The sequence below is a fragment of the Paenibacillus sp. PL91 genome, from assembly GCF_012935325.2.
Taxonomy (GTDB): domain Bacteria; phylum Bacillota; class Bacilli; order Paenibacillales; family Paenibacillaceae; genus Pristimantibacillus.
Window position 1 is genome coordinate 115,634 of the sequence record NZ_JABBYG020000006.1, and the last position, 22,293, is coordinate 137,926.

Below are 22,293 nucleotides of genomic sequence, written 5' to 3' on the forward strand. Positions count from 1 at the left end.
CAGCTGAAGGCTGCGTGGCCCAAGTTACAGTAGATTAAGAGTTGAGGGAGTATGGTATAACGATATCTTTATTTCGAAAACAGAGCATGGTGAGGGGTAACCTCCGATGCTCTGTTTTTTTATTTAAAACGGATGAATGATCGATGGCTCCGACGGTTTGAAAGCAGAGCAAGCTAATTGTTGTCATTCTGAAAGTTGTTTATCACATTTTTTGTTAATTTATCCGGTGTGAGTCGATAATTCATTCGAAATAGCATCTAATCTCGAATTATCCTTACGATTTGTAAAAATATAAATTGACGTTAGGTTATATAACGTGATATATTTTCATCATGTTAAATAAGTTAACATTAAAGGTGTTTTCATTACAATTCGTTCGATTCAAGCTGCTAAAATGATCCAAATTGAAGGTATTTAGCAACTTTAATCGACTTTCAGATCAATCACACTTTTTTTATTGTTAAATAACATAACACGAGAAAGGCGGAGGTAACAAGATGAACAAAAAAACGAACAATCCTATTCTGCTTATTGTTTTATTCGCGCTTGGCTGGACCTTCATGTATGCGGATCGTAACATTCTTTCTCCTGTTATGGGAGTCATTGGAGATGAATGGGGACTATCCAAAACACAGCTTGGATTAATGTCTACTGTATTCTTCATCACGTATGCAGCTATGCAAATTCCCGCTGGTATTTTAGCCGACCGATTCGGCAGGGTGAAAATATTAGTTATCGGATATGTGTTGTTCGGAGTGGGGACGATTTTGAGTGGATTTGCTCCAGGTTTTATTATTTTTCTAGCTCTGAGAGCATTCACAGGATTAGGAGAAGGGACGTATTACGGCCCTGTATATGGCATCACATCAGGCTCGATTCCTCCAAAATACCGAGGATTATCTTCCGCATTTATTAACAGCGGTATGGCTATCGGCATTTCCCTTGGCTTTATCGCCTCCAGTTACTTTACCTATACATTAGAAAAAAGTTGGCAGTTTTCATTTTATTTATTCGGTTTTTTGACAATCGTGGTAGCTATTTTAATTGGTGTATTCGTGAAAGACGACCGCAGCAAAGAACAGCGTCAAGCCGCTAGGGTCAAGGGCGAGCGGGGCAGCATGAAAGTTCTGTTTACAAGAAATCATATTTTTACATACATCCTTATCTTTTGCTCGCTTTACGGATTTTTTGGAATGCTGACATGGCTGCCTTATTATTTGCAAAGCGTACGCGGCTTAGAAGGCTCACAAACAGGTATCATTTCATCACTCGTCCCATGGGCATCCATTCCGGGAGCGATATTGTTTGGATATTTGTCTGATAAAATGAAAAACAAAAAGCCGCTCATTTTGCTGCTTGTCCTGCTGGGCTCTATCTGCCAGTTCGTCATTCCGTATGCGGAGAATTATTCGCTCATGATTGTAGGTTTGGTCATTTATGGCCTCGTCGGCAAATTGGCGCTTGATCCGATTCTAATCTCGTTCATCGCGGAAATTACGCCGTCCCATATGTATTCAAGAGCATTCAGCTTCTTTAACTTTGCTGGCATGCTCTCGTCGATATTTGCGCCATACCTAACAGGTTATCTGGCAGACGCTATGGGCAATATCGAGTTTGGCTTTTATTTGTCAGGCGTGCTGCTGCTGATCGGCGGAATCTTGTTTATGTTCACGAAGCATGGCCCGGTCCCAGCCGGTGTTGCCTTTGACGCTAAACCGGCAATAAGTAAGTAGAATACAAGAGCCGCAAGAAACAGTCTCATTGTGGAGACATTGGATAGAAAAAATCATAAAGCCGTTTTAAAAGCAGAGCATGGTGAGGAATAACCTCAAGTGCTCTGCTTTTTTATGCCTGATTTCAACTCGAATGTAAGCGGATAAAACAGTAGTGGAAATTTTGGATGGAATAGGATATTGTAATATTGTAATAAAAATTACAATAACAACAACGGGAGAACACACACTTATGTCTAACAAGAAACAGAGCGTTGTTATATCCATTCGGTTAGATGATATTACTTTGAAGGCAGTAGACGTGCTTGTTGATTCTGGTCTTGAGTCGAACCGTTCAAGGGCAGTCACGCATTTGATAAACGTAGGCATACAAGCATCCGAGGAGCTGCTCCAAAAAGCCAAATCGCTTGCAGATAACGTTCAGCAATTGCGAAATGAAATGATTGATGCTGTAAAGCTGAACAATCTAGACAAGGTGGCAGAGCTGATCAACAAGGATTCGACGCTTGTTAATGCAAGCAACGCTAGCGGAGAAACGGCTGTTTTGATGGCGGCCTATTACCGCTCAAAAGAGATTAAGGAATTGCTTTTGAATAACGGCGCGGAGCTCACTATTTTTGAGGCGGCAGCAGTTGGCAATACGCAGCGCATAAAGGACTTGCTGGCAGATTCACCTGAATGGCTCGAAAGCTACAGCAGCGATGGCTTTACTCCTTTAGGCTTAGCCGCTCATTTTGGCAACGAAGAAACGGTGAAGTTCCTATTGGACAAGGGTGCGGACATAGACGCCAGAAGCAAGGATGGGAACCTGAACAATATGGCCATCCATGCCGCTATAGCCGGAAATTTTGAGCATATCGTGAAGCTGCTGATCCAACATGGAGCCGATGTGAACGTGAAGTGTGAAGGGAAGTGGCGACTTGGCTTTACTCCCCTTCATGTAGCTGGACATTTTGGCCGAGTCTCGATGATCAATATGTTGCTACTGGCAGGAGCAGATCGAACAGCTGCCAACGATGCGGGAGAAACGCCCTACGAATTAGCTAAGTCAAAGGGGCATCAAGCGTCAGCTGTTCTTTTGCAATAAAAAAACAATCAAAGGAGAAATTTCAATGGAGAACAAGCTGGCCATCCAACCCGAATTAGTAAGAGATTTTGTCGGCAATGCACATGGTGACCTGGATCGTGTTAAAGAGCTTCTCCTGCAAGAGCCTGGGCTCGTCAATGCAGCATGGGATTGGGGCGGCGGAGATTGGGAAACAGCTATCGGTGCGGCCGCTCATATGGGAAGAAGGGACATCGCTCAGTTTCTTATCGAAAATGGGGCGCGCCTCGATTTATTTGCGGCGGCGATGTTAGGGAAGATTGATATTGTCCGAGCTATGCTTGCTGATAACGCTAATCTTGTAAATGCAAGAGGTGCGCACGGAATTCCATTAGTCGTTCACGCTCAGCAGGGCGGGGAAGAGGCGGCGCAGGTTCTCGATTTGCTGAATGAGTATTTATAATCTTTATCATTGCCAAAAAGCCATCTCACGCCGATATATCGGTACGGGATGGTCTTTTTTTCTGGCATGCGGCTTACGGTTTCCAGGCTTCTTTCTGCCGAGGAGAAGCTCTACGAACAATAGATTAGGCACCCAGCAAAGCCACTCAATAACGATAAAGGTATCGTTCGCATCGGTTAGTCCTAAAAATACCGCTTCCGGCTTGTACAGGAATTAACGTTGTAAATGACGAAACAATACTTGAGCTGTGTGTGAGGCGAGTGACGTGAAGAAATGATCATTTTTTTTCAAAGCGTTATGTCGATTTCTAACTTTGCGATTCGTCGTTTACGTAGGAGCGAGATTAACGGTTCGATGAGAACGAATAATCGGGTCTCCATTATGAACCCAGGAGGGAAATAGATATGCGATTTATGATGGTTGTAAAAGGGACGAAGGATTCCGAGGCGGGGGTTATGCCTAGTCAGGAGCTTCTCGAAGCGATGCTGCGGTACAACGAAGAATTGGCTAAGGCCGGCGTCCTGCTCGCTGCCGATGGTCTCCATGCAAGCTCAACTGGAATCCGGATATCGTATCCGGAGCCAGGCGGCAAACCGAAAGTCATTGACGGACCTTTTACCGAGGCAAAAGAAATCATAGCCGGCTACACCCTTATTGAGGTCAAATCAAGAGAAGAAGCGATCGAGTGGGCGATGCGCATGCCAGATCCCCACGGAAATGGCGAAGGGCAAATCGAGCTCCGTCAGGTGATCGATGCGCCAGAGCTGACACAGAACCCGGAAACGCTGGCCGTGCTTCGCGATCAGATGGATAGGCTTAAAAAATCGTGAACGACTCCTCGGTTCAGCGTACAATCGACGCCATCTGGCGTATCGAATCGGCTAAGCTGATCGCCGGGCTGGCGAGGATGGTACGTGATGTTGGTCTCGCGGAAGATCTTGCCCAGGATGCGCTTGTCATTGCATTGGAACGGTGGCCGAATATCGGCATTCCGGACAATCCCGGCGCTTGGCTGATGACGACGGCAAAGCGCCGGGCGATTGATCTGCTGCGCAGAAGCAAGCTGCGTGACCAGAAGTATGAGGAGTTTGGGCGAGGAAACGCCCTGTACTCTGAAGATGATATGGACATGTCGATGGATGGAGAGGTTGGCGATGACCTGCTCCGATTGATTTTTACTACCTGTCACCCCGTCTTGTCCAAGGAGGCGCGGGTCGCCTTGACGCTGCGTCTGCTCGGGGGGCTTACGACCGATGAAATTGCACACGCGTTTCTCGTCGGAGAGTCCACTATCGCACAGCGGATCGTTCGGGCGAAGCGTACGCTTAGCGCGTCTCGGGTTGGCTTTGAGGTTCCCGTAGGTGAGGAGCTTAAAGAACGCCTGTCGACCGTGCTCGAAGTCATCTATTTAATGTTTAACGAGGGCTATACCGCGACTTCCGGCGGCAGCTGGATACGTCCGCTGCTTTGCCAGGAGGCGCTAAGACTAGGACGCATTCTGGCGGAAATCGCAGCTGGAGAGCCGGAGGTTCACGGCTTGGTTGCCCTGATGGAAATTCAGTCGTCCAGGTTTAAAACAAGGGTAAATGCAACAGGTGAGCCTATCCTTCTCATGGACCAAAATCGCGCGTTATGGGATCAGCTGCTGATCCGTCGCGGCATGGCCGCTCTCGAGCGTGCGAGAAATCTCGGTCGCCCGCTTGGGCCATATGCGCTTCAAGCTGCGATTTCCGCGTGCCATGCGCAGGCTCGTACCGCATCCGAGACCGACTGGGCGCGTATTGCCGCCCTTTATGAAGCTTTGTCACGCGTAATGCCTTCGCCTATCGTAGAATTAAACCGAGCTGTGGCTATCGCCATGGCTTTCGGTCCGGCATTTGGCCTTCAAATTGTAGACGAGCTAACCTCTGAGCCATCGTTAAAGGAGTACCACCTTTTGCCGAGCGTACGCGGTGATCTTCTGGTCAAATTGGATCGTATGGAAGAAGCTCGCATCGAGTTCGAGCGAGCCGCCTCGCTTACGCGCAACACGCGCGAGCGCGAGCTTCTGCACAAGCGCGCCGCGGAATGCGCTTCAAAAGGGTGCTAACATTCATCATGAAAAAAGGTAACGCAGAGACAGTGCCAGGCACAGACGGATTTCTTTTTTTAAGCGTTATTAAAATAGATGAAACGCCATGTCGATTATGGTGCCTCCCGTTCGTCGTGTAGGTAGAGGCGGGTTGCAAGCAGCCCAGACTCATTTGATATCGGGAGGTAACCTACATGCGATATATGTTAATTGTCAAAGCGACCAAGCGTTCTGAAGCTGGCGTGAAGCCGAGCCGCGAGCTTATGGATGCGATGGCTGCGTATAACGAAGCGCTTGCAAGAGAAGGCGTGCTTATCGCTGCTGAAGGCCTGCAGCCAAGCTCCAGCGGACTGCGGATCACGTATTCGGTTCATGGCGACATGCCCGAAGTAACGGTTGGGCCTTTTGCAGAGGAGAAGCAGCTCGTTGCGGGATTTACGCTGATTGATGTGAAGTCGGAGGACGAAGCGATCGAATGGGCGAAACGGATGCCGAATCCGAGCGGCTGGGGCAAGGGAGAAATTGAGCTCCGCCAGCTTTTTGAGGACGAAGATCTGCTGCATGCTTCCGCAATGATAGTGATGGAGTCCGATTTGCGGGATCAAATCGATATGCTGAAAAAAAGCTGATATTCCTACTGCTAATCTGTCGATTCAGTCATGGCTCGTTCGTCGTAAGAATAAAGCCTGAAGTTTCGGATAATCACTAGTGGTCGCTACAGTGATAATAGCCAAAAAAGGAGATTGAAAACATGAACCAAGAAGTAACGGATTTTATCGCATCGGTAAAAGAGCCTTGGCAAGGGGAGCTATGCTCCCGCCTTCGCGAGGTTGTAAATAGCGCGATTCCAGACGTTCAGGAGCGCATGCAATACAAGAAGCCTCATTTTTTGAAAAATGGAAAATACGCCGCTGTTATTTCAACGTCGAAAGAAGCAGTGAGCTTTACGATCTTTAACGCCAGCGAGCTGACGCTGCCGGAAGGGCTGTTCGAGGGCCCTCCGGAAAGAAAAACAATTAAGCTTCGTCAAGGAAATACGGTGGATGCCGATCAGCTTTCGTCGCTGGTAAGTGAGGCTTCCTCCTCTTTATAAGCTCGAACGGCTGCTGCAATAAGCGTTGAATGGAGATTTCGCGCATAGTCAACGGCTGGTTGTAGGCCGGATTTTTCCTGTGAGGGAAAAATCCGGTTTTCTTTGTTTTGCAGTCGTATAGACAGGGTGATTCTGTGCAAAAAATAGAGCGAGTCGTTAAACGGAATCGCCCCTCACAGACGCTTCGGTTTGACCCGAATTCGAGGGACGGGCTTTCTTTTCTTCACCGTTATTGTGTATATTGATGCTTACAGTCATTCTAAAAGGAGTGTCGACATGAACCGTTTTGGACAAATAAATACGCTTCGCAATCAAATTTTCCTTGGCTTCATGCTCGTTATGGTCATTGTGCTCGGTTCGGTTGGCTTTTTTACGTATGGACAGGTATCGGTCCTGCTGCGCAATAATGCGGAGAAGCATATTCAGCAAACGGCTGTCCAGGCGACAGGCAAGCTGGATGTGCTGCTCAGGCAAATTGATACGTTTACGATGCAGGTAGCAACCAATGCAACGATTCAGCGGCTGATGATGCTGGAGGCGGAAGGGCGGAAAATCACTTTCGAGGAGCGGCAGTCCCTTCAGAAGGAAATTCGGAAGCAGGAAGCATATGCAACGGGCATCCGCTCATTGGAGCTGTATACGAAAGACTATCGCATGCTGTTTCCGCTAACGGAGGTCAGCTTGGACAACCGAGTGCCTGCGGATTGGATCAGCCAAGCAGATCAGGGAGATGGAAAGCTGGTCTGGTTCGGCATGGACCCTCGCTTCCCCGATTCGATCATTGCCATTCGCCATGTCAGGCTCATTGATCGCTCGTTTTCGGATGCAGGGTATTTAATGGTGCAAATTGATAAAAACTATTTTGAGCTTACGGACGCTGTTGGAAGCGCTGACACCGGCTTGCGCGAAATGATGGGCCTATTCGATGCCGCTAACCAGACGATTACCTCCGACTTTTCCAAAGAAGTAGACGTGGAGAAGATGCAGCAGAAGGGGGAAGAGACGGTCACGCTAAGCGGAGAAAAATATATGGCAATCGATAAGCAATCGGAAGCGACAGGCTGGAAAATTATTATTTTAACTCCGGTAAAATACGCGACGGAGGGCATTTCGATTTTGCGCACGGTTATCCTTATTTCGATTTTAGTCGGTAGCTTGCTGTTTCTCTTTTTGACATTTATATTATCGACGATGATTACGCGGCCCATATTGAATTTGATTAAGGCGATGCGCAACGCCAAGCTTGGGACGCTCAAGCCTATTCCGGTTTCGTCTACTACGATGGAAATTAACGAGCTTAATAATACGTATAATCAAATGGTTGTCTCTTTGAATGAATTGATTGAGGTCGTCTACCAGAAGGAAATCGTTCAAAGCCGAACAGAGCTGAAGGCGCTGCAGGCGCAGATCAACCCGCACTTTTTGTTCAATACGCTGGAGGCCTTTAATTGGGCGCTTGATGAGAAAGGGGAAGAGGAGCTGGCTCAAATCGTCATCGCGATGTCTGGATTGTTCAGATACGTCATTTCTCGCGCGGACGAGGACGAATGGGTGACGGTCGGCAACGAGCTTGATCATGCCATACGATATTTAAAAATTATGGATATGCGCATGGTTGATAGACTGACGTGGAGCGTTGAAGCCGATGACACATGCCGAAGTGTACCGATTCCGAAGCTGCTTATTCAACCGCTTGTGGAAAATGCGATCCTGCATGGCGTAGAGCAGCGGATAGGTGCCGGAACCGTAACGCTTCAAGTCGAGCCGTCCGAACGGCCGGGCTTCACGCGAATTGTCGTGTCGGACAACGGACCGGGCATGAACGAGGACAAAATCGAGGCACTATACGCGGCGATGGATAAAGGACATGATCCGTCTTCCTTCAAGGGCACTGGGGTAGGCATAAGCAATGTGGAAAGAAGACTGAAGCTCTATTATGTCGCTGAAAGCGACGGATTGGAAATTCGAAGCGAAATAGGCCGCGGCACGACCGTTGCCTTTGAAATACCGAATGAACATGGGAGGGACAAACAAAATGAAAACCATACTGATCGTGGATGATGAGCCGAGGACGAGGGAAGGCGTGCGCAAAGTGCTGGAGGCGTGGTCAACTGGACAGTATCGAATCGAAACCGCATCAAACGGGATCGAAGCGCTGGAGTGGCTGACGCAGCATGAGGTTAACTTGCTTGTGACCGACATTCGTATGCCTGAGATTGGGGGGCTTGATTTGGTCGAGCGAATAAACGGCTTGCCGAATCCTCCCGTTGTCATCATTATTTCAGGTCATCCTGAGTTCGACTATGCCCAGAAAGCGCTGCAGTTTGGCGTGATTGAATATTTATTGAAGCCATTGGACAAAGCTAAACTCATTCAAGCGGTAGAAACGGCTATGCAGAGAGAAGAAAGCAAGCATCGGATCGAGCGAATGGAGAAGCTGGTAGACCCCAAGCTGCTGATTGCCATGGGAGAAGAAACGAGCTACAGCCCCCAGGTGCAGGAGTCCATTCAGTATTTAAACGAGCATCTGCATAAGCCGCTGACGATGCGCGATACGGCGGAGCATTTGCATATGAACGCAAGCTATTTGAGCGTGCTGTTTAAGGAGCAGACCGGGCTTACGTTCAGTGAATATTTGACGAGGAAAAGGGTGCAAAGGGCGAAGGAATTGCTGTCTGGCACGAGGCTTACGATTGCTGAAATCGCTGATCAGGCGGGCTATCAGACGTCGAAATATTTCGTGAAGGTATTTCGCTCGCTAGAAGGCGTCAGCCCAGGCCAATATCGCAAAACGATCGCTCATGCCGAGCAGACAATCCAATAAAAGTAGTATTTTTCCCAATTCATATGCCCTTACGATGATAGAGCGGCGAAGTTAAACTAGATTTGTAGCAAACAAAATCTATCACCAGCAGAAAAGGGGATGTAAACGTGTTCAAAAAGAAATGGACAATTCTGCTATTGACGCTGTGCCTTGCGATTATCGCAGCAGGCTGCGGCCAAAAGTCGAACAACGGCGGCAACGAGACTTCTACTAACGGCACAAATGAAAGCGGTGCCGAAAAGGTGACCGTCAACTTTATGCACTTGTGGCCTGAAGGCGTATCCGCGGGTCAGAACAAAATCGTTAATCAAATTATTACTGAATATCAAAAAGAGCATCCTAATGTGACGATCAAACAGGAAGTGCTGGATAACGAACAATATAAAAATAAATTGAAAGTGCTTTCAGCTTCCAATCAGCTGCCGGATGTCGGCGTTACTTGGGCTGCGGGCTTCTTGCAGCCTTACGTAGAAGGCAAGCTGTTCACGCCGCTTGATGATCTAGTGAGCGGGGAATTGAACGGGAAATTCGTCAACGGCACAACGGAAGCATACGCAGTAGACGGCAAAACGTACGGTTTGCCGCTCGAATTCAACATTTCGCCCATTTATTACAACAAAGCGATCTTTGAGAAATACAAACTTGAAGTACCGCAAACCTACGAGCAATTTAAGCAGGTTGTGAAAACGCTCTCCGAGAACGGCATCGCGCCAATCACGCTTGGCAATAAGGACCGCTGGACCGGATCGCTTTGGTACATGTACCTGGCTGACCGCTTTGCCGGACAAGAAGCATTGTCAAGCGCGATCAGCGGCTCAGGATCATTCAAGGATGAGAATTTAGTTAAGGCTGCAAGCGAGGTTCAAGCGCTCGTTGACAGCAACGCTTTCGTGAAAGGCTTCAACGGCTTGTCGAATGAAGAAGCCAAATCGGAGTTTTTGAACAGCAAAGCAGCTATGTACATGATGGGCACATGGGAGCTGCCTAACTTCACAACCAATGAAGATATTCCTCAGGAATTCCGCGACAGCGTAGGGTTCTTCAAATTCCCGACGGTTGAAGGCGGCAAAGGCGACATCAACAGCTGGGTAGGCGGACCGGGCGTCGGACTATTCGTTTCGGAAAACTCCAAGGTGAAAGAAGAATCGAAAGCTTTCGTCCAATATTTTGTGGAAAAATGGGGAGAGCAATCCGTTACGGGAGCGGGCGTCATTCCTGCAACGAAGGTGGATACTTCCACGCTTGATTTGCCTCAGCTTTATGTAGATCTATTTAACGAGATGAATAAAGCAAGCAGCATCACCTTGTTTGCAGACGTTCAAATGCAAGCAAGCGCCGCTGAGACGCATCTGAACTTGATTCAATCGTTATTCGGCAAAGCTGTGGCGCCAGAGAAGTTCTCTGAAGAGCATGACGCAGCGATTTCCAAAGGAAACTGACAGCTTCTAGAGCAGGAAGCAGGGGATAAGGCTTATCCGGTTAATCAAGCCGGGTAAGCTGCACACCCCGATAATGAGAAAGGAGTCGGCTAATTTGGATAAGGTCATGTCGAATAAAAAAATAATCGCGCTGTATGTTTTGCCTTCTCTGCTTTTAATTATGGCTATTGTATACATTCCAATCGTTCTGACAGGCTACTATGGATTAAACGAGTGGAACGGTATCGGAGCGATGAAGTTTATCGGTTTGGATAATTATCAAGCGCTAATCAAGGACAAAATGTTTTGGAGCAGCGCGGGCCATTCGCTTCTATTGGCTGTTTTTTCAGGGGCTAGCCTTATACTCTACTTAATCGTTGCTATGGTATTATCGGCAAAACTGAAAGGCGCGAACTTGTTCCGCAAAATCTATTTGATTCCGATGCTGCTGTCTTCGGTTGCGATCGCACAGCTGTGGCTGAAAATTTTTCATCCAACGAATGGCATTTTGAACAGTCTTCTCGAATCTATTGGAGTCGCCAATCCTCCCGCATGGCTTGCAGAGCCTTCGATTGTTCTGTTTGCTTTATTTATTCCAATCCTGTGGCAGTATGCGGGCTTCTATATTTTGATTTATTACGCTGCGCTTAAAAACATACCGGCTTCCCTAGAGGAGGCTGCGAAGATCGACGGTGCGAACGCGTTCCAAATTGCTTTCAAAATCAAGCTTCCGCTCGCAATGGAAGTCATTAAAGTAACGATCGTGCTTGCGATCGTCGGATCGCTCAAATATTTTGACCTCATCTATGTCATGACAGACGGTGGGCCAAACGGCTCCAGTGAAGTGATGGCGTCCTATATGTATCACCAAGCTTTCCGGGCTTATGATTTTGGCTATGGCAGTGCGATCGGCTTCTTCCTGCTTATCATTTGCCTAGTCGTAACTTGGATCATCCGTAAATTGACTGCATCAAAAGATACGATTCAATATTCATAAGGAGGGAGGCTTCATGATGTCTGGAACCTCAAGGCAGCTCGGTGGCGGGGTGGAAAGCCCCGGAGCAAGTGTAGCAGGCAAGCTTGGCTATACGCTGCTGTATATCGTGCTGATCGCTGTTGCCGTACTGCAAATTTTTCCGCTCATATGGCTGCTGTTTTTCTCGCTTAAAAACAATCAGGAAGTGTTCAACCTTCCTCCGCTGTCGCTGCCCATGCATCCGAAGTGGGAAAACTACGAGAAGGTGTGGAGCGCCGGCAATATTGACGTTTACTTCTTCAACAGCGTCTGGATTACCGTCGTATCGACGGTTCTGACGATTGTGCTCGGCAGTCTCGTTACCTACGCGATTACGCGGATGAAATGGAAGGGAAGCTCTTTCGTGCTTGGCCTATTCATGGTGGCGATGATGATTCCGGTTCATTCGACGCTCATTCCGCTGTTTAGCATGTTTAATAAGGCTCATTTGATTGATCAGCCGTTGTCGCTCATTTTGTCCTATGTGGCGTTCAATATGCCGATCACGATCATGATTCTGCTTGGGTTCTACTATGCCCTGCCGCGTGAAGTGGAAGAAGCGGCGGTCATAGACGGCTGCTCCGTGAATCGCATGTTTTTCCGGATCGTGCTGCCGATGACGGGCTCCGTTATTGCTACAACGGGAATCATTAATATGATTTATAATTGGAACGAGTTTATTTTCGTCAACACGTTCATCAGCTCGGACGGCTATAAGACGCTGACGGTCGGCGTGCAAAACTTTATCGGCCAATATACGACGGATTGGGGCGCAATCGGCGCGACGCTTATGATCAGCATTTTGCCGATTCTGATCGCCTTCCTGTTCCTGAGCGACCGTATTGTAGAAGGCATTGCTGCGGGTTCGGTCAAAGGTTAAGCGTTAAACGTAAAGAACCTCCAAACACTTCGTTTAAGTGCTGTTGGAGGTTCTTTTCTTTTCTTTTCTTTTCTTGCTCTATCCCAGTAAAAGAAGAAAGTCCTCCGGAATGTCGAACCCTTTCCAAGAGGACTTTCTATTTTCATTAATGGTTTTCGTAGATGAAGTAATCGAAGTCTGCATGCTGGCTGCGGCCCGATGTATCCTGGCACTGCATGCCGACAAATGCGCCGGTAAAGAAGCCGCCGCCTTTAATGTAATCATCCGAGAGCTTGTAGGACTCGAAATCTGCGGGAAGACGGGTCCAGCTCCTGCCGTCGAATGAATACGAGTAATAGTACAGCGTATTTTCCGTATCCACGCGCAAGTAAACATAGGCAATATCTTCAGGAATGGCGATTTCTTTGCCGCGAAGAGGCTCCGAGAACGAGAAATTATCGCATGCGACAAGCTGCAAAATTTTGCCCTTCTCTTCATTCCACGAAATTTGGCAGGATGTCCAGTTTTGCGTGTTGTAGTAGTTCACAAGCCCGGCTGATTGCTGGAAGCTCGTCGGATGGAAAGCGACCTTCGTTTCCGCCGTAAAGTTAAAATGCTGCCAGCGCCTGGCGATAAACGCTTGCGTGAATTTCGACGTCAGCGATTCTTTACCGTAAAGGCGCAGATGCCCGGGATTGTCGTGTAGCGATACGATCTGATTTCCAAGCGGGATGCGCAGGCTTTGGAAATGCAGGTTCAGCGTATCGCTGTCAAAATCATCCTTCACCGGATAATCAGGCTCCCATTGCACCTCCGGAATATTTGGCCCTTCAATGATGAGCGAAGGCTGATTGCCGCCGACGACGTAAGGCCACTCATCACGCCATTCGACCCGCTGAATCGCCGTTTCTCTGCCGAGCGGGCAGTAGCCGCGTGGATCTAGCAGCGGCGCATTTTCGATAGAGAGTGGTCTTCCAACCAAATGCACCAAAAACCACTCATCCGTATGCGTTTGTACGATAGATGCATGACCGGCCTTCTGAAGCGGAATGCGCGGCGCATGGAACGATGTGATCAATGGATTTTCGGGATGAACCTCATAAGGGCCGCGCAGCTGCTTGGATCTTGCTATCGTTGCCTGATGATCATATTTCGTGCCGCCCTCAGCCGTAAGCAAGTAGTAGTAGCCATTGATTTTGTACAGGTGGGGCGCTTCCGTCAGCTTAACATCCGTTCCTTTGAAAATGATTTCCGGCTTGCCGATCAGCTTCTGCTCGCTGACGCTGTATTCTTGCAGCAGTATGCCGTAGAAGTTATGATGTCCGGCCCGGTGATCCCACATCATGTTTACAAAATATTTTTTGCCGTCCTCGTCATGGAACAAGGAAGGGTCGAAGCCGGAGCTGTTTACATGGATAGGCTCCGACCACTCGCCATCAATCGTGTCACAGGTGACCAGATAGTTGTGGCAGTCCTTCCATTGCCCTTCGGTCACTTTCACATCGGTGTAGATAAGCCAAAATTTATTGTCGCTATAGGATAGCGCAGGAGCCCAAATGCCGCCGGAGTCCGGGTTGCCCATCATGTTCAGCTGGCTTAGCCTGCTCAGAGGCCTTGCGGCAAGCCTCCAGTTTTTTAAGTCTTTGGAGTGGTAAATCCCAACGCCGGGAAACCATTCGAAGGTCGAGACCGCAATATAGTAGTCTTCGCCAGCACGGCAAATACATGGATCGGGATTAAAGCCTGTTAAAATCGGATTTTGAATCGCAGTCATTTCTTTTCTCCTTTGCGAATGTGATAGAAAGCAGAGCCGAAAGTGCAGTGGCTGCAGAGAAGCAGTTACCCATCTTAGCAGTCTTCTTCGTTACAAAATATACGCTATAATATCAATATGATAGCAATGATTTTGCATCGTTCCCATATCCAAAGCTGGATGAAATTTACCCAAATCAATCAGGTTAGGCGAGCTCGCAAATGATAAAGGAGGAGATGTTCATATGTCGACAACATTTGAAACCGTCCGCAAGGAATTTATGCTCCCCGATATGGAATCCACCTTCCGCGTATTTGCAGCGCATTGGCGGACGGTTGATCGGGATTGGAATTATCCGCTGCACAAGCATCCGCTCTTTGAGGTGAATCTCGTATTATCGGGCGTACAGGAGATGACTGTCAACGGACTTGCCTATCGGCAAAATCCGGGTGATCTTATGCTGCTGGGTCCGGGAGACAATCATGAAAGCAAAGTGATCGAAGGCGGTGAAATGACGTATTACTGCTTGCATTTCGACGTGGATGAACGGTCCTTCCGCGAGCTTCTTATCCGCAATAGCCATTGCTTTCATGAGTCCGGCAGCGAACTGGCGATTGCGATCAAGCCTGCGTTGGATAAAATCATGGCGTTAACATCTAAGGAGGCTGCTGGGCGGGTTGAATCTCGAATGAGTATTTTGTCCGCGTTGTTCGAGCTGTTCGCCGGCTTAAGCGGGACCTTGTCGGAGCTAAATCGGAACAGTGCCGGAGTGCGCAAGTCTGCTGCGGCTTCACAGATTGCGCTTATGCTGGAGCAAGCGGTAGAGAATGCGGCAAACGGGGGAGAAAAGGACAGCGAGCTGGACACAATCCGGTCGATTGCGGAGGCGGTAGGGTACAGCATGTCGTCGGTCAATCGGATGTTTACCCATGTCTATGGAGTATCTCCGCGGCAATATTTATCCACCTTAATGTTGAAAAAAGCCAAGCTGCTGCTGATGGATCCGGACGCGAGCGTCGAATCGATATCGGCAAAGCTTGGCTATCATAATATGGCTCACTTCAGCAGGCAGTTCAAGCGTTGGACCGGCGAGTCGCCGAGCAGCTTCCGCGGCCGGTTTCATGATTGACTATCGCCGCGCTAGCTTTTTGATTATTTTTTTCCCAATGATAGATGAGAAATAGAAAGCAGGGACAGGGTCGCTTATGCTCCAAATCGCCGGTGCTTTTCTGGTAAAATGGGTTTTTACGATCTGCATGATGCCTAGCTGCCCCGCTTTCACATAATCGCGCGAGGAGATAAGATCCTCAAATAAAAAGCAAAAGGCGATGCCGATATCCTCTCTAACTGCATAGCTTCCAACCGGCGTCCCCGTGAGCTCCTTATACGCGAGCAATGGAAAATCAACGCCGCATTTTCGGAGAAGAGGATCGAGTGTAGTCGTTCTGGCATTTATTTCGAGCAGATAGTATTTCCCCGTCTCCGCATCCTTCTTAAATTCAATTTCAGCGAAGCCCTTATAGCCGATCGCTTCCAGAAAGGGAGCTCCAATGTCATAAAGCTCCTCCACATATTTTTGCTTCGTAAAGGAAGAAGCGCCAAAGTTAATCGGAAACTGCCTTAGCTTTTGGCAGGTGAGCCAGTGGGTCACTTTGGATGTTTGATCCAAATAAGCGTCAAACGTATAGACATGATCATCGAAGCCGGGAATAATGCGCTGTACGATAACGTCTAGCTTGGCCTGTGCCGATTTTTCAAGCGCGACTCTCATTTCCTCCAAGTTGTTGCAGGTGAATATTTTAGCGCGGAACAAGGATACAAACGAAGGGGAGTCTGTCGGCTTCACGATACATGGAAATCCGATTTCGTCAGCGACGCGTTCCTCGAACCGCTCCTCGGTTGGACTGATCGATTCCGGAACTAATACACCGTGCTTCGTAGCGAGCGTATGAAGATATTCTTTGTCCATGATGCTGCTCCAAAAACCCTGCTCGGTCATGTTGATATGGAAGTAGTTTTTGAGCTCATCGAGATAGGCATCTATAAATTCCACATAGGGATCGACGCTTGGGAACAGGACAGGCTTCACTTCCTGTTGCTTGGCATAGCTGATTAAATACTGCAACAGCTCTTCCTTCTGCTTCTTATAATGAGGGACTATTAATTGTTCGCTTAAATATTTAGACTGTGCGCCGTATGTATTTTCTTTGGAATGGTCCATGGCGACCGTATAGATGCCATTCGATCCTAGGCCTCTTATAATGCTAAGTCCTGTATAGAAGTTAGAGCCTAATATGACGGCTTTATTTTGCACGTAGGAACACTCGCTTCCATTAATAGTTTGGATAGTCAAATAACGATGAGCGGCAGCAACTAAATATTAGAAAATATATCATGATTTTTCCTTATTATCAAAGAAGTAATCGCATTAATTAAGCTTCTGCTTTCGGATTTGTACGCCGTATTTCGGATTACACGCCTTAAGCTGAACTCCTGTGCTATATTTTGAGTGAATGCTGGAAGGGGTATACCAAACCTACATATAAGGAGGCAATCCGATTATGAGCGTGTATAGCGGCAATAATGACGTAAGCGGTTTCATTCAAGCGGATGGGAAAAAGATTATCAATGGGGATGGCAAGGAGATTGTGCTGAGAGGCGTAGGCTTCGGAAGCTGGCTGCTGCCGGAGGGCTATATGTGGAAGTTCCCGGAGGGCGGAGACCGTCCGCGCAAGATTGAGGCGATGGTGGAGGCGTTAATCGGGAAAGAGAAGGCATCGCGGTTCTGGGATACATATGTGGAGCGTTATGTCGATGAGATAGATGTTCGCGAGGTTGCTAAGCAAGGCTATAATTCGGTTCGTCTTCCGATCAATGCGCGCGGCATTTTAGAAGCTGGAGATGAAGTGGTCTTTAATGAGAAACGGCTGGCGCGGATTCACCAAGTCATCGAATGGTGCAGAGCCTACAAGCTGTATGTCATATTGGATCTGCATGGAGCGCCGGGCGGGCAGACGGGAGCCAACATCGACGACTCCGAGAATGACCAGCCTGAGCTGTTTATCGACCGCAAGAATCAAGAGCTGACGATTGCGATCTGGCGAATGTTCGCGGAGCGGTACAAGGATGATTGGATCATCGCCGGATACGACCTTTTTAATGAGCCGCTGCCCGATTGGTTCAGCCAATACAATGGCCAAGTGGAGCCGCTGTACAAGGAAATTACGGCAGCGATCCGTGCAGTGGACAAGCGTCATATGATCATAATTGAAGGCGTTCATTGGTCGACGGACTGGAGCATATTCACGGACAAATTTGATCATAATTTGATGCTGCAATTCCATAAGTACTGGAACAATCCCGATTCGGAGAGCATCCAGAAGTATTTGGATAAGCGGGAAGAGTGGAATGTGCCGATCTTTATGGGTGAAGGCGGCGAAAATAACGCGCAGTGGTACAGCGGTGCGTTTCAAATGTTCGAGGACCATGAAATATCGTGGAATTTCTGGACATGGAAGAAGATGAGCACGTTGAATTCGCCATACTCGATTCGCATGCCGGAAGGCTGGCATTTGCTGACCTCTTATTTGGAAGGCGGCGCCAAGCCGGATGCGGAGACTGCGGAGAAGATATTAAATCAATATCTCGACAATCTCAAACTAGAGAACTGCGATGCTTATCCTGAAATCTCACGTTCGCTGCTGCGCCATCTTCCGCTCCAAATTCCGGCTGAATTTTACGGACAGGGTGAAGGCAAGGGCTTCGGCATTGTGCGGAAGAGGGAGAATAAGCTGGAGCTGCGGGCGAGCGACGGCGTACCTATGCGTATGATTACGGGCAAGGCCGAGAAGCCAAGCTATCATTCCGAAGGCGGCAAGCCTTGGGCCGAGGATAACACCTTATGCGTGGAGCTGTATGCAGGCGACTGGCTTGCTTATGATGCTTTATGCGTCGAAGCCCGTAAGTTCGATCTTCGTGCCAGGCTGCATGCGGCAGAGGGCGGGGCTGTCCTATCCATTGAATGGGAAGGGCATGAGCAAGTGACCCGTGCGGTAAGCGGGGAGGAATGGCAGGAGAGCCTGATTATGGAGAGCGTCGATACGGCAAAAGGTGCAGTACGCGTCATTATTCGTGTGCTTCAGGGACAAGTGGATTTGGACTGGGTTACATTTTCCTATGCTGAATAATGTGTAGATCCAATCATGTGATGCGCGGCAGCTTCTGCCCGCATCACATTTTTTTTGTGCACAAAAACGACAGCTTTAGCCCAAAACCGAAAAATGGTCACCTGAATACGAAATCTAAAGCCTTACGGCAAGAGGGACAACGATCTACAATTAATCTATAGAGTTTGCAAAGGCTTACATCAGATTTTCATCAGCATGGGGGTTATTATTTTGAAGACACAGCTAAGTACGGCACCAGCATCCTTGCCTGCTGCGGACGCAAAAGCAGCGAGAAGCAAATGGTTTAAGAAGCTGTATAGCCAAAGGCATGTCCAGATTATGGCGCTGCTCGGCGTAATTTGGATGATTATATTCAACTACGTTCCGATGTATGGCGTTATTATCGCTTTTAAAGAATTCAATATTGTGAAATCCATTAGTGAAGCGCCTTGGGTAGGCTTCGCTCATTTTAAGGAATTTTTCCAAGACGAGAGCTTCGTCGGCGTGATGAGGAATACGCTCGGCATCAGTTTGATTAAGCTGGCGATCGGATTTCCGCTTCCAATTATTTTTGCCTTGTTCCTTAACGAGGTCCGTTCTGTCGGATTTAAAAAAGCAATTCAGACCATTTCCTATTTGCCTCACTTCCTGTCATGGGTCATTCTCGGCGGCATTTTAACAACGTGGCTGGCGGATGTAGGTGTTATCAACAATGTGCTGCTCGCGCTTAATCTTATTAAAGAGCCGATCTCGTATTTGGCAGAGCCGAGCTACTTCTGGAGCATTATCATTACATCGGATATTTGGAAAGAGCTTGGCTGGTCCGCCATTATCTATCTTGCGGCTATCGCCAGCGTATCGCCGGAATTGTACGAAGCGGCAACCATTGATGGAGCGGGGCGCTTTCAGAAAATGTGGTATGTCACGTTGCCGAGCATCAAATCGACGATCTCCATCCTCTTCATTCTTGCAGTAAGCGGCGTGCTTAACTCCAACTTCGACCAGATTCTCGTACTGAGAAACTCGCTGAATGAGAGTGCAAGCAACGTAATCGATATTTATGTTTACCAGACCGGCATGCAGCAAGGACGCTATTCCTATTCGACAGCGGTCGGATTGTTCAAGGCGGTCATCGCCCTTATTCTCTTGCTGATAGCTAACCGCGTAACGAAAAAAATGAACGATACATCACTTTTCTAGAAAAGGAGGAGTCTAGCCGTGTTTAGTATTAAACGTAAAACAAAGGGAGAAGCTTTCTTCGACCTCTTCAATAACTTTGGCATGCTTCTCATTTGCTTCGCGACGTTATATCCCATTTGGTATGTGCTGGTCAACGCCTTCAACGAAGGGCAGGACGGCATGCGCGGAGGGATCTACTGGTGGCCGCGGATTTTCAGCTTTGAGAGCTTCGACGCGGTTTTCCAAAGCACCGGCATTATGACGGCAATGGGCATTACGGTTGCAAAAACCGTGCTTGGAACGCTAATTCACGTGTTTTTTACAGCTATGGTTGCCTTTGCTTTCTCTCGTAAAGGTCTCATTGGCGGCAAAATATATATTCTCTTTGGCACCGTTACCTTGTTTTTTGGCGGCGGCCTGATCCCGACCTATCTGCTTATGAGAGATCTTCATTTGCTCGATAATTTCATGGTCTATATCATTCCGGCAATGTTCAGCTTCTTCGATCTCATCATCTTCATGACCTTCTTCCGAGATATTCCGGATGGGCTTGAGGAAGCAGCCAAAATTGACGGTGCGAATGATTGGTCGATTTTTGCAAGGATTATTCTTCCTGTTTCCATGCCGGTTATCGCTACGATTGCGCTGTTCCACGGCGTATACCAATGGAATGATTATTTTGCCGGTGTCATTTATATGAACAACATGGACCTGCAGCCGGTTCAGACGTATTTGTACCGGGTTGTCGCTCAGTCCAGCTCTAACCAGATGCTTGCTGCTATTCCTGGAGGCATTGGCAAATCGGTTACGACGCAATCCATCAAGCTGGCTACGATGGTCGTTACAACGCTCCCGATCGTGATCGCTTATCCGTTCCTGCAGAAGTATTTTGTCAAAGGGATGATGATTGGCTCGATCAAAGGTTAACCACCGGCAAAAACTTCCGTCCTTTAACGGGCAGAGGATTGCATATATAATCATTCATACAGAGAAGGGGAAGACAAAATGAACAAGAAGCCTAAGCTCAAAAATCTATTGATGCTGATGATCGCAACGGTTCTAGTCTTAACAACGGCTTGCTCATCAGGCGGCAACACAAATGAGAATAAAGAAGAGGGCACGGGTGCTCCTGCTGAAGAAGTGAAGCTTACGCAAGACGATAAGGGCTGGGAAGTGGATAAAAGCCCGATTACGTTTGACTGGTATATCAACTTTTCTTGGTTCCCTAACAAATGGGGCGTAGACGCTACATCGAAATATATTACGGAGAAAACAGGCGTTAACGTAAACTTTATCGTTCCTGCCGGCAACGAAGCAGAGAAGATGAATACGATGATCGCATCGGGCAGCCTGCCTGACTTTATTACGCTAGGCTGGTATGAAGAAGCGGTTAAAAAAATGATTGAAGGCGATCTGGTACTGCCATTGAATGAGCTTGCTGACCAATATGATCCTTACTTCTACAAAGTAACGGACCCGGCTAAGCTTTCGTGGTACAAGCAGGAAGACGGCAATGTTTACGGCTATCCTAACTCGTCCTCATCCCCTAAGGATTATGAGAAATTCGGAGATAACATTACGTCAACACAAACGTTCCTAGTGCGTAAAGATATGTACGAAGCGCTTGGAAGCCCGGATATGCGTACGCCGGAAGGCTTCTTGAAGGCACTTGAGGCTGCGAAGGAAAAGTATCCTGACGTTAACGGACAACCGCTTATTCCGCTAGGCATGTATGATTTTAACGATACAGGCAATGCGTCGCTTCAACATTATATTCAAAATTTCTTAGCTATTCCGTACGATAAAGATGGCCAGCTGTATGATCGCAATACAGATCCTGAATATGTGAAATGGCTCAAAACGATGCGTCAAGCGAACGAGAATGGCTTGTTGGCGAAAGACATCTTCATCGACAAGCGCCCGCAAATGGAAGAGAAAATCGCGCAAGGCCGTTACTTTGCGATGCTGTATTCTAGATCAGACCTAGCTAACCAACAAAATGCGCTATTTGCAAATGATCCGAACTCCATCTATATCGCGGTAGACGGTCCTGCGAATGCGAACTTGGATCAACCGACACTGGCTGGACCATCGATTTCTGGTTGGACGGTTACATTGATCTCCAAAAACGTGAAAGACAAAGCGCGTGCGATTCGTTTCCTAGACTATTTGATCTCTGAAGAAGGTCAGCATGATACTTTCTTCGGCAAACAAGGCGAAACTTGGGATAATATCGATGGCAAGGATCAGTTCCTGCCGGATGCGCTTAATCTGTTGAATACGGATCGCGGCGCTTTCGACAAGAAATTTGGAGCATCCCATACGTTCTGGATGATGATGGACACGAACCTTACACCGGTATGGTCTCCTCCTGCTGTTGAGCCGTTCAAGCAATTGGAAGACTGGACACGCGGCAAGGCGAAGAGCTTGTCTGAGTTCGACCAGCTTAATCCTACGGGCACTTCGGAAGAAGGCATTATGAATACGAAGATCGATCAAGAGTTCGGTAAAGTGCTTCCGAAGCTAGTGCTTGCCAAAACCGATGCTGAATTCGATAAAATTTGGAACGACTATCTAGCTAAACGCGAGTCTCTCGGCTTTAGCAAGGTACAGGCATACAAACAAAAGCAATACGAAATAAACGTAGCGAAATTGGCTGACGCCACCAAATAAT

Annotated in this window: 19 protein-coding genes; 17 read left to right on the top strand and 2 right to left on the bottom strand. The window is 47.9% G+C overall.

The window, feature by feature from the left end:
* Window positions 1-497: 497 nt before the first annotated feature.
* The 12 genes from HI950_RS15830 (at window position 498) to HI950_RS15885 (ending at window position 12,542) form a co-directional block, all read left to right on the top strand.
* Complete coding sequence (locus HI950_RS15830) at window positions 498-1,733, top strand: MFS transporter (RefSeq protein WP_169085756.1); 1,236 nt, start codon at window positions 498-500, stop codon at window positions 1,731-1,733.
* Between the two features lie 232 nt (window positions 1,734-1,965).
* Entirely contained in the window at window positions 1,966-2,820 is an 855-nt protein-coding gene (locus HI950_RS15835) for an ankyrin repeat domain-containing protein (RefSeq protein ID WP_169085758.1), read from the top strand.
* Window positions 2,821-2,845: 25 nt separating this feature from the next.
* Window positions 2,846-3,241: an ankyrin repeat domain-containing protein gene (locus tag HI950_RS15840; protein ID WP_169085760.1), complete on the top strand. Its 396-nt coding sequence runs from the start codon at window positions 2,846-2,848 to the stop codon at window positions 3,239-3,241.
* Between the two features lie 404 nt (window positions 3,242-3,645).
* On the top strand, window positions 3,646-4,071 hold the full coding sequence (locus HI950_RS15845; RefSeq protein ID WP_169085762.1) for a YciI family protein: 426 nt from the start codon (window positions 3,646-3,648) through the stop codon (window positions 4,069-4,071).
* Complete coding sequence (locus tag HI950_RS15850) at window positions 4,068-5,330, top strand: RNA polymerase sigma factor (protein WP_317618382.1); 1,263 nt, start codon at window positions 4,068-4,070, stop codon at window positions 5,328-5,330. Before HI950_RS15845 ends, HI950_RS15850 begins: the two co-directional genes overlap by 4 nt.
* A gap of 176 nt (window positions 5,331-5,506) precedes the next feature.
* A complete protein-coding gene (locus HI950_RS15855) occupies window positions 5,507-5,941 on the top strand; it encodes a YciI family protein (protein ID WP_169085764.1) in 435 nt (144 codons plus the stop codon).
* A 122-nt stretch (window positions 5,942-6,063) separates the two neighbouring features.
* The gene (locus HI950_RS15860) at window positions 6,064-6,405 is read left to right on the top strand and encodes a DUF1801 domain-containing protein (RefSeq protein ID WP_169085766.1); all 342 of its coding nucleotides are present in this window, start codon (window positions 6,064-6,066) and stop codon (window positions 6,403-6,405) included.
* A 276-nt stretch (window positions 6,406-6,681) separates the two neighbouring features.
* On the top strand, window positions 6,682-8,466 hold the full coding sequence (locus HI950_RS15865) for a sensor histidine kinase (protein WP_169085767.1): 1,785 nt from the start codon (window positions 6,682-6,684) through the stop codon (window positions 8,464-8,466).
* Entirely contained in the window at window positions 8,441-9,229 is a 789-nt protein-coding gene (locus HI950_RS15870) for a response regulator transcription factor (protein WP_169085769.1), read from the top strand. The genes HI950_RS15865 and HI950_RS15870 overlap by 26 nt, the downstream gene beginning before the upstream one ends.
* A gap of 107 nt (window positions 9,230-9,336) precedes the next feature.
* Window positions 9,337-10,668 carry an extracellular solute-binding protein gene (locus tag HI950_RS15875; RefSeq protein ID WP_169085771.1) on the top strand — a complete coding sequence of 444 codons (1,332 nt, stop codon included), beginning with the start codon at window positions 9,337-9,339 and terminating at the stop codon, window positions 10,666-10,668.
* Window positions 10,669-10,762: 94 nt separating this feature from the next.
* Window positions 10,763-11,644, top strand: coding sequence for a carbohydrate ABC transporter permease (locus HI950_RS15880; RefSeq protein ID WP_169085773.1), 882 nt, complete (start codon window positions 10,763-10,765; stop codon window positions 11,642-11,644).
* Between the two features lie 13 nt (window positions 11,645-11,657).
* Window positions 11,658-12,542, top strand: a complete 885-nt coding sequence (locus HI950_RS15885) for a carbohydrate ABC transporter permease (RefSeq protein WP_169085776.1) — start codon at window positions 11,658-11,660, stop codon at window positions 12,540-12,542.
* A gap of 145 nt (window positions 12,543-12,687) precedes the next feature.
* On the opposite strand, the gene HI950_RS15890 is transcribed toward HI950_RS15885, so the two are convergent.
* Entirely contained in the window at window positions 12,688-14,295 is a 1,608-nt protein-coding gene (locus HI950_RS15890) for a glycoside hydrolase family 43 protein (protein WP_169085779.1), read from the bottom strand.
* Window positions 14,296-14,518: 223 nt separating this feature from the next.
* Between HI950_RS15890 and HI950_RS15895 the strand changes: the two genes are divergently transcribed.
* Window positions 14,519-15,403, top strand: coding sequence for an AraC family transcriptional regulator (locus HI950_RS15895; RefSeq protein WP_169085781.1), 885 nt, complete (start codon window positions 14,519-14,521; stop codon window positions 15,401-15,403).
* Here the strand turns inward: HI950_RS15895 and HI950_RS15900 are convergent, their stop codons facing one another.
* Window positions 15,404-16,588 carry a carboxylate--amine ligase gene (locus tag HI950_RS15900; RefSeq protein ID WP_169085783.1) on the bottom strand — a complete coding sequence of 395 codons (1,185 nt, stop codon included), beginning with the start codon at window positions 16,586-16,588 and terminating at the stop codon, window positions 15,404-15,406.
* 247 nt (window positions 16,589-16,835) lie between these two features.
* Here HI950_RS15900 and HI950_RS15905 point away from each other — a divergent pair, with 247 nt between their 5' ends.
* From HI950_RS15905 to HI950_RS15920, 4 genes are all read left to right on the top strand, one after another.
* Window positions 16,836-18,461 (top strand): cellulase family glycosylhydrolase, encoded by a 1,626-nt coding sequence (locus HI950_RS15905; RefSeq protein ID WP_169085784.1) that lies wholly within the window; start codon window positions 16,836-16,838, stop codon window positions 18,459-18,461.
* Window positions 18,462-18,671: 210 nt separating this feature from the next.
* Complete coding sequence (locus HI950_RS15910; protein WP_411268099.1) at window positions 18,672-19,640, top strand: ABC transporter permease; 969 nt, start codon at window positions 18,672-18,674, stop codon at window positions 19,638-19,640.
* Between the two features lie 81 nt (window positions 19,641-19,721).
* A complete protein-coding gene (locus HI950_RS15915; protein ID WP_191296906.1) occupies window positions 19,722-20,546 on the top strand; it encodes a carbohydrate ABC transporter permease in 825 nt (274 codons plus the stop codon).
* A 78-nt stretch (window positions 20,547-20,624) separates the two neighbouring features.
* The gene (locus HI950_RS15920) at window positions 20,625-22,292 is read left to right on the top strand and encodes an extracellular solute-binding protein (protein WP_169085790.1); all 1,668 of its coding nucleotides are present in this window, start codon (window positions 20,625-20,627) and stop codon (window positions 22,290-22,292) included.
* Window position 22,293 lies beyond the last annotated feature (1 nt).